The following is a 7,763-nucleotide window of genomic DNA, read 5'->3' as shown; positions in this document are numbered from 1 at the left end:
CAACTTTTGTACATGATCCGTTTAAACTAAAACATTATGAAAAAAATTGTTTTGATCTTAGCGACAATCGGAATTTTATTTTCCTGTGATAAGGGTGACGAAACTAGTTTCAACACTGAATTAATTGGAAATTGGAAGTTGATTGAAATTTTAGCTGACCCTGGAGACGGAAGCGGAACATTTTTCGCTGTAGAGAGTAATAAAATTATAAGTTTCGAGAATAATGGAATCATTACGTCAAACGGTAGATTGTGTGATATGTCAATCAATTCAGACAATCCGACTTCAGGAACTTACTCGATTTCAGATTTGACATTGAGTTCTTCTGGCTGTTCAAACCCAGACTACAATTATAAATTTGAACAAACCGGAAATAAACTAATTATTAATTATCCTTGCGTCGAAGCTTGTCAAGCTAAATACCAAAAACAATAAAAAACTGCTTACAATAACTGAGTTTCGTAGTGTCCGCAGGACGAACAATGAAAACTTCAAATAACGGCTGCATTGGATGAGGACTTTAGCTAAAGGATTATATAGCAAATGATCAGCCGATTGAACAGCTGGTTACCGTTATGTAAACTCTACATTACTTTCCTCTCTGGGGAGATTTGGCACACGCGTGTGCCAAATTGGAATGGCCTCATATTCGGGCTATTACAAGAGTTTCTGACCCCAAGGTTAGACTCTATTATCTTAGAGAAACGTCTGAACAGAACTGGGCCGTTAGGCAATTGGAACGTAATATCAATACGTTATATTACCAGCGTCTTCTCTCCTCCCAAAATTCTCAGCCTGTAGAAAAAGCTGCCTGAATACCATAACATACCATTTGGGATTTCCTTGTACATATCTTTTAGACTTTCAGAACTGTTTTTTCGAAATCCTTGTTACATGAACTCAAGCCTATGCTGAGTTCATGTAACAAGGATTTCGAAAAAGGCCTAAGCGAAACTGCGAACACAAATTTGCAAATTGATGAAATCGTGAAATTAGGTTTTCAACGAGAGAGTATTGTCGAATTGAAGAAGTATTATTTGGTAGAAGGCTGCTATTTAATACCAAAAGTCGTTCCTAAAGATTTTAAGGGGTCAGATTTTAAAGACTATATCAAGAGTCTTGCAATCGACAAAAAGGCACAATATCGAACCGATTACTCTGTCTCACCGACTGTTAGTTCTTCAATCAAAATTTGGGTTTCCGGAACGATCCCTACTGGTGGAACTGATGATTGGCGAACTGCCGTCCAGAACGCAATAAATGCATATAATAATGTACAATATGTTAGTTATCATTTGGAGCTAACTAATAGCAGTTCTATGGCTAATATAATAATCCAAAGTGATAATGGCACTTTGCCAGATGGCACATTGGCTTCAGCTTATCTTCCAAATGCTAACGGAAATACTGGAAGCAGCGTCTTTGTTAATCTAGATGCTATGAGCAACTATCCATTTTCAGATAGTGAAAAAACCTATATTCTATGTCACGAGCTGGGACACGCATTGGGATTAAGACATTCGGATATCCCTGGGGTGTCAAACCCTTTAAATTATTTGATACCGGGTACACCTACGAGTGATCCCAATTCGATTATGCATTCAATATGGTCTTTTCACACTTGGAATGACTTTTCATCAGATGATAAAACGGCGTTGAGATACTTATTTCCGGCAACACCAACTATAACTGGCTCGGGAGCTGTTTGTTCCGAAGAGACTTATACAGTTGTAAATGGACATACAGTAATATTAGAGAATGGTAACGGTATTGCTACCCTCACCAATTTAGGCGGAAACCAATACAAAATAACCAGAGTGGGTAGTGCAAACGGCAAGGTTACTTTAAAAGCAATAGTCGGACCAAAAGCGGCGAATAAAATCATTGATATAGGAGCTCCAGACCTACAGTTGACGACCATTGAATTTAAAAACAGTGCTAATACTGGAGGAAGCTGGTGTTCTTCACACATGGGAAATACTTTCGAATTTAACGAGTTTGATGCAAATATAGTGTATGAAGCTAGATTATTAGATATGTTTGGAAATGTAGTGAAACTGCCTAGGACAGTCTATCCCAATAGTACTCAAGACCCCTTTGGTTATGTACCTATTGGATGGTATACTTTTGAAATTAAAACAAAGCATTCCTGTGGAGATTCTGATTGGATAGGATATGAAATAGAATATGTGAACTGTAACTAAACTATAGAGAATTCCAGTTTAACGCGAGGGCAATGATTATTTGGGTATCATCGAAAATGTCATACTTTTACTCTGTAGAATTACCTGATAAATACTACATCCTTGGAAAAGACCGCGGTAAACTTTTCGCAAAAAACAATATATCCCTCTTAGGTGAGATCTCCTTTTGAAATCTGTTGCTAACGCCGGGGGTAATGGTTTTCCAATATTATTGGATGTAGATTATACGGTAGCACGATACTTTGTGTGCATTTAGCTTTTACCACCTAAAATTGAATAGAGAAATTGCAGACAAACGTTTTAAACAAAAAAGAAGGAGTCTATATGAGCAGACTCCTTCTTTATACCGAAAAAACCGATATTTAAGGCAATGTGATATTAAGCACCTTTTTTTGAGTTTCAGGATTAGCTAATCTGCCAATAGTAAATTCAGTTCCACCTGAACTTACTGCTTTAGTTAATGCAACAGTCACAGTTGCACTAGTAGCAGGAGACACAATAGTGCCCGCAGGAATTGTAATAGAAGAATTAACAGTTAGTACGCCTCTTGGTAAAACAACAGTTTGTTCTCTATTAATTGCTCCACTTAAAGATAACGTAATTGTTAATTCTTCTTGAATAGCAGTTCGAACTGTAAGTGGAACGACAACTGTAGCTCCCTCCTTCGCATCTACCGCTGCGGTACTACTAAAAGCGACATAAGGTGCAACCTTATTATCAAAATTATAGTTGTCCCCTAAACCTTCTTTATCGCATGCGACTAAAACCAACAACGGCATTAGGCATAAATATATCAATACTTTTTTCATAAACTAAATTTCTATAAGTCAAACCATGTTTTTTCAAAATACAAAATGGCTTCTTTAGGAGCGTTTGGATTAGCACTAATTTCATTTGACGCAGGATACTGAAATCTTCTAAACAAACCTCCCTCTGGTGCTAAAACCGGTAGCGTTAAATTTGGCACTTCACTTCCTGCAGGGCCTGATCTTCTCCACTGCGTAAAAGCGTCGATACCTCTATCCATTTTATCTACCCAATGATGGTAACTAATACTATAACGAAGGTCAGCTGCACTGCTAATGTTAGGCAATCCATTTGCGAAGGTACTAGCCTCAGAAGCCGAAACTCCGTAAAACTTGCAACTCTCTTCTATTGCCTTTTTCAATAATGTATTTGCTTTTGGTATATCAACAGCAACTCCCAATCCCCTAGCATAAATTTCAGCTTCGTAAAATAACTGCTCCTGATACGTAAATATAACTTCTGGTGCATCAGCAGCATGTAGTTCGTTGGAAATACGTACATGCTCCGTGTTCACACCGTTTGCACCAGGCTCTAATCCGTAATAATTATCGGCTTCGGCTGGCTTCGTAAAAAACTTAGGTAGGCGTGGGTCACTGATAGCTCTCATAAAATCAACAACGTAGGTCGAGCCGAAAAAGAAATTAACTCCGCCATTATATTGTAAATTAATTGCGTATTTCGGATTTCTTTTATTTGCAACTGTCTCGTATGGAATGAAGAAGTTGTCTGCTGCTGAATTCACCAAACTTGCTTCTCCTTCATTAATAATTTGTCCGATCTGCGCTACTTTCTCGGGATCGGCATCTACCATCGTAAGTAGGGTTCTTAGTTTGATCGATTTTGCTAACCGTTTCCACTTGTCCAAGTCTCCTCCGTAAAACATATCATAAAGGCCATCAATTTTCAAGGGGCTCGCGTCGTCAATCTGAGCAAGGGCTTCATCGCACAAACTTATTGCGCCTTCCAAAACAGTCTTTTGAGGATCGAAATTTGGATAACTGATATCGACATTCCATGCTTCTGTAAAAGGTACATCGCCATATAACGTTGTAGTTTCATAAACAAGTAATGCTAGCAAAATTTTAGCTTGAGCCGCGGCATTGTTATTCGCTGGTTCAGACGTTTCAGCAATCTGTATAGCCTGCTTTAAATTATTGCCTCCTCTAACGTAATATGTAGACCAAGAGTTCCCATGACTGAAGGAAGATACGTCATACTGTTGTTCTGTTATTAACCCCCAACCTGTCGGATTATTACCTCCTGAAGAAATTGATTGCCCGGCGAGAGCCAGAGGAATATATAAATCCCCGCTCGAACGCAAATTGACATAAGCAGTTGTTGCAAAAGAAAAAAGCAACTTTGGATCGACGTTTTCTGCGGCATTTGGATTATCATTTATATCCAAGAATTTCTTACACGAATGCAAAGAGGCACTTGTAAGAACTATAGCCAATATTATTATTAATTTATATTTCATCTTAATTAATTTTAAAGCTGTACTCTTAAGTTAAATCCGATCGTTCTGGTACTAGGAACCGAATTGAATTCCACGCCTTCGCCTAAACTAGATGGACCGAACAAATTTACTTCGGGATCAATGTGGGGAACATTATCTTTAATTAACCATAAGTTACGCCCTTCTAATCCAACTGAAGCTCCTTTAATAAAACGCGGACCGCCCTGCAACCACTTAGAAGGTAACTGATAAGATAATACAACTTCTCTCAATTTAACATATGATGCGTCAAAGATATTGCCTTCAGTATTGGTTGTTGAAAACTGTCCCCAGAAATCCTCCATACTTTGTACAGGAACGTCATTTGCTACATATTCTCCGTCTCGTAGAACTACACCTGGATCAATCATTCTAGAGCCTCTGTTTTCTAAGGTCTCAATGCCTAATCCTGATGTTCTTAAGGTTGACACAGTATTACTATAGATAACACCTCCCTTACGAATATCAAGTAAGAAGCCAAAACTTAAATTTTTATAAGCGAAGCTATTGTTAATACCTAACATCCAATCTGGGAAAACATTCCCAAGCGGTTGGTCTAATACCGTTTTTCGAAGACCTGTAGCTTCATCGATAACTATGTTTCCGTTCGGATCTCTTTCCCATGCACCGCCGAAAATTTGAAAAGACTTACCCGCTTCAGCCTTCACTTGCAGTCCGCTCCATCCACTTTGCACATTATAAATCGGTACCTCCTCAGGAAGCGACACCGTCTGCTTATTTCTTGAGAAATTAAAATCCATGTTCCAGCTAAAATCTTGTGATTTGACAGGAACAATACCCAAAGCTACTTCGATACCTTGATTTTTAACAGACCCTGCATTTATTGATTTTAGCGAAAACCCCGTTGATTGCGGTATATTTAGCCGAACTATTTGATCTGTCGTATTAGAATAATAGTACGTAAAATCAAGGGTAACGCGATTATTCAAAAAAGCTAAATCCGTACCGATCTCGTATGTACTTTGATTTTGAGGCTTTAAGTTCAAGTTAGGAATAGTTCCAGGTGCGGAAAAGGCTAGTACTCCATTGAAGGGAAACTGCGATCCATAACCATATTGCGCAAATCCAACAGACTGCGGATTGTATACAAAGTTTATAGAATAAGGATCAGTACCGCTACCAACATTTGCCCAACTGGCTCTTAACTTACCGTAATTGAACCAGCTTACACTTGGTAATACTTCACTAAATATGAAACTTGAACTTACAGAGGGGTAGAAATAAGAATTGTTACTTGCCGGTAAGGTTGAACTCCAGTCGTTCCTACCTGTTACATTTAAGAACAAGAAATCCTTGTAAGACAAGCCAATATCCCCATAAACTCCAACCAGTCTAGACTTATTAGAGGTATTAGTTGTCGAAACCGATGCTGCGTTAGCAAAATTATATAATTCTTCTACGGTCAATTCTTGAGCATCTGTCAATACTCTTTCATAATAAGTTTCATAAACGTTATGACCGGCAATCACTTTTAAACCTAAATCCTCGGTTAGTTTCGTTTCTGCTGTTACGATAAAATCATTATTGATTAACCGATTCTGAATATTTCCTTGATAAAAGTTTCCGGTCAAGGCACCAATCGTTCCATTCCGAGTTGTCCCCAATCTCTTCTCATAGTAAAAATCGGTACCAAAATTATCTGATATCGTCAACCAATTTGTAGGTTTGTAAGTAACGATCCCATTACCGTATACACGATCCACAACATTCCCTACATTGTTATTGTTCACAATCCAATAAGGATTGTTTCCAGTCCTAGATGGCGTAAGTGTTATCTGTTCTCCTGTTACAGGATCCACATAATTATCTCTTAAGTCACTGGTATTCACAGTCCTAGGTAATGTCAATATTAAGTTCTGTAATACATTGGGATTGTTACTACTTTGCACTGGCCGACCATCACTGGTTGTACGATTATAGTTGACATTACCTCTTATCTCTAATCCTTCCAAAATTTTTCGACCAGCATTAATACCTATATTATTTCTCGCAAATTTTGACCCGGGGACAATACCCGACTGTTGTGTGTTGGTATAGCTAAAACGATAATCGCTATGGTCGTCAGCTCCTTGAAAAGCAACATTATTTATATAAGTACTCCCAGTTTCATAAAAATCTCTGTAGTTATCCGGATAAGCCTGAAGAGTCACATTTTCTCCTAGAAAGTTTTCAAACGTTAGATCTTGGACTTCACTTATCTTCGGACCCCAGCCATTCGTATTTTGCAGGCTATACACACCTTGTACACCCTGTGCGTAATCGTTTTGGAATTCAGGAGTTTTCAATATGTTATCAAACCTCGCAGAGGAATTGAAAGTAACTGTACCTTGTCCCTTTTTGCCTTTCTTTGTTGTAATGATAATAGCACCATCTTTAGCTCTGGCGCCATACAAAGCTGTAGCTGCTGCACCTTTCAATACAGTCATTGACTCGACATCATCAGGATTAATATCACCAGCTCTATTACCGAAATCAGCTCCGGCACTACCTTGTGGCACGGAACTATTAACCGTAGAAACTTGAGGAGATCCATTATCAACTGGTAATCCATCGATCACAAATATAGGTTGACCTGAGGACGATACAGATGAAACACCACGGATAACAATCTTGGAAGATCCTCCTGGTGTTCCTGACTGTGAGGTAACCCGAACCCCAGCAACCTTACCAGCCAAAGCGTTTACAACATTCGTTTCTCTTGCTTTAGTAATTTCATCTCCGCCTAATTTTGCTACTGCGTATCCTAACGATTTGGCAGAACGCTCAATACCCATTGCCGTTACAACAACTTCTTCCAATGCTGTCTCATCGGATTCCAATTGAACATTCAATACCGTCTGGCTTCCTACAGGTACACGTTGTGACGTATAACCAATGTAAGAAAACAATAAAGTGGAATTTGCGGGAACAGAAAGTGAGTAGTTTCCTGATCCATCCGTCTGCGTAGCGATAGTAGCCCCGACAACTGCAACGGATACCCCAGATACCGGAGTACCATCAGCAGCTGATGTCACTTTACCACTCACTTGACGATCCTGTGCAAACGACGCCCCTACCAGGCACGTAAACACCAGAATAAAACTGAGTAATTTTTGTTTCATATGTTTGTTGTGTTAAGTTATTATATCCGAATATACTAAAATATCCAGACTGTTAAAATATGTTAAAACGCACAAATATAGTTTCGTTAAGTTGTCTATGCAAATATTTTTAAAAAAACAATGCTAGCATATTAA

At 38.6% G+C, this 7,763-nt stretch carries 6 protein-coding genes; 3 read left to right on the top strand and 3 right to left on the bottom strand.

Annotated features, from left to right (window positions below; translation table 11 throughout):
* The first annotated feature begins 36 nt into the window (after positions 1 to 36).
* The 3 genes from C4F40_RS00810 to C4F40_RS00800 all read left to right on the top strand — a co-directional run bounded on the left by C4F40_RS00810 (position 37) and on the right by C4F40_RS00800 (position 2,204).
* Positions 37 to 435 (top strand): lipocalin-like domain-containing protein, encoded by a 399-nt coding sequence (locus tag C4F40_RS00810; RefSeq protein ID WP_196937474.1) that lies wholly within the window; start codon positions 37 to 39, stop codon positions 433 to 435.
* Positions 436 to 611: 176 nt separating this feature from the next.
* Complete coding sequence (locus C4F40_RS21715; RefSeq protein ID WP_196937473.1) at positions 612 to 815, top strand: DUF1016 N-terminal domain-containing protein; 204 nt, start codon at positions 612 to 614, stop codon at positions 813 to 815.
* Between the two features lie 93 nt (positions 816 to 908).
* The gene (locus tag C4F40_RS00800) at positions 909 to 2,204 is read left to right on the top strand and encodes a M57 family metalloprotease (RefSeq protein ID WP_196937472.1); all 1,296 of its coding nucleotides are present in this window, start codon (positions 909 to 911) and stop codon (positions 2,202 to 2,204) included.
* 362 nt (positions 2,205 to 2,566) lie between these two features.
* On the opposite strand, the gene C4F40_RS00795 is transcribed toward C4F40_RS00800, so the two are convergent.
* The 3 genes from C4F40_RS00795 to C4F40_RS00785 are packed head-to-tail and all read right to left on the bottom strand — an operon-like array spanning position 2,567 to position 7,628.
* The gene (locus C4F40_RS00795) at positions 2,567 to 3,013 is read right to left on the bottom strand and encodes a hypothetical protein (RefSeq protein ID WP_196937471.1); all 447 of its coding nucleotides are present in this window, start codon (positions 3,011 to 3,013) and stop codon (positions 2,567 to 2,569) included.
* Positions 3,014 to 3,024: 11 nt separating this feature from the next.
* Positions 3,025 to 4,488, bottom strand: coding sequence for a SusD/RagB family nutrient-binding outer membrane lipoprotein (locus C4F40_RS00790; protein WP_196937470.1), 1,464 nt, complete (start codon positions 4,486 to 4,488; stop codon positions 3,025 to 3,027).
* Positions 4,489 to 4,499: 11 nt separating this feature from the next.
* Complete coding sequence (locus tag C4F40_RS00785; protein WP_196937469.1) at positions 4,500 to 7,628, bottom strand: SusC/RagA family TonB-linked outer membrane protein; 3,129 nt, start codon at positions 7,626 to 7,628, stop codon at positions 4,500 to 4,502.
* Positions 7,629 to 7,763 lie beyond the last annotated feature (135 nt).

This window comes from Sphingobacterium pedocola, assembly GCF_015209965.1.
GTDB classification, from domain to species: domain Bacteria; phylum Bacteroidota; class Bacteroidia; order Sphingobacteriales; family Sphingobacteriaceae; genus Sphingobacterium; species Sphingobacterium pedocola.
The sequence above is the reverse complement of the archived record's forward strand: the minus strand, read 5'-3'. Positions and strand labels throughout refer to the sequence as shown.

Bases quoted from the DNA above. Each gene is read 5' to 3' on its own strand.
- C4F40_RS00800 (WP_196937472.1), top strand. From the start codon at position 909: ATGCTGAGTTCATGTAACAAGGATTTCGAAAAAGGCCTAAGCGAAACT.
- C4F40_RS00810 (WP_196937474.1), top strand. From the start codon at position 37: ATGAAAAAAATTGTTTTGATCTTAGCGACAATCGGAATTTTATTTTCC.
- C4F40_RS00790 (WP_196937470.1), bottom strand. From the start codon at position 4,488: ATGAAATATAAATTAATAATAATATTGGCTATAGTTCTTACAAGTGCC.
- C4F40_RS00785 (WP_196937469.1), bottom strand. From the start codon at position 7,628: ATGAAACAAAAATTACTCAGTTTTATTCTGGTGTTTACGTGCCTGGTA.
- C4F40_RS00795 (WP_196937471.1), bottom strand. From the start codon at position 3,013: ATGAAAAAAGTATTGATATATTTATGCCTAATGCCGTTGTTGGTTTTA.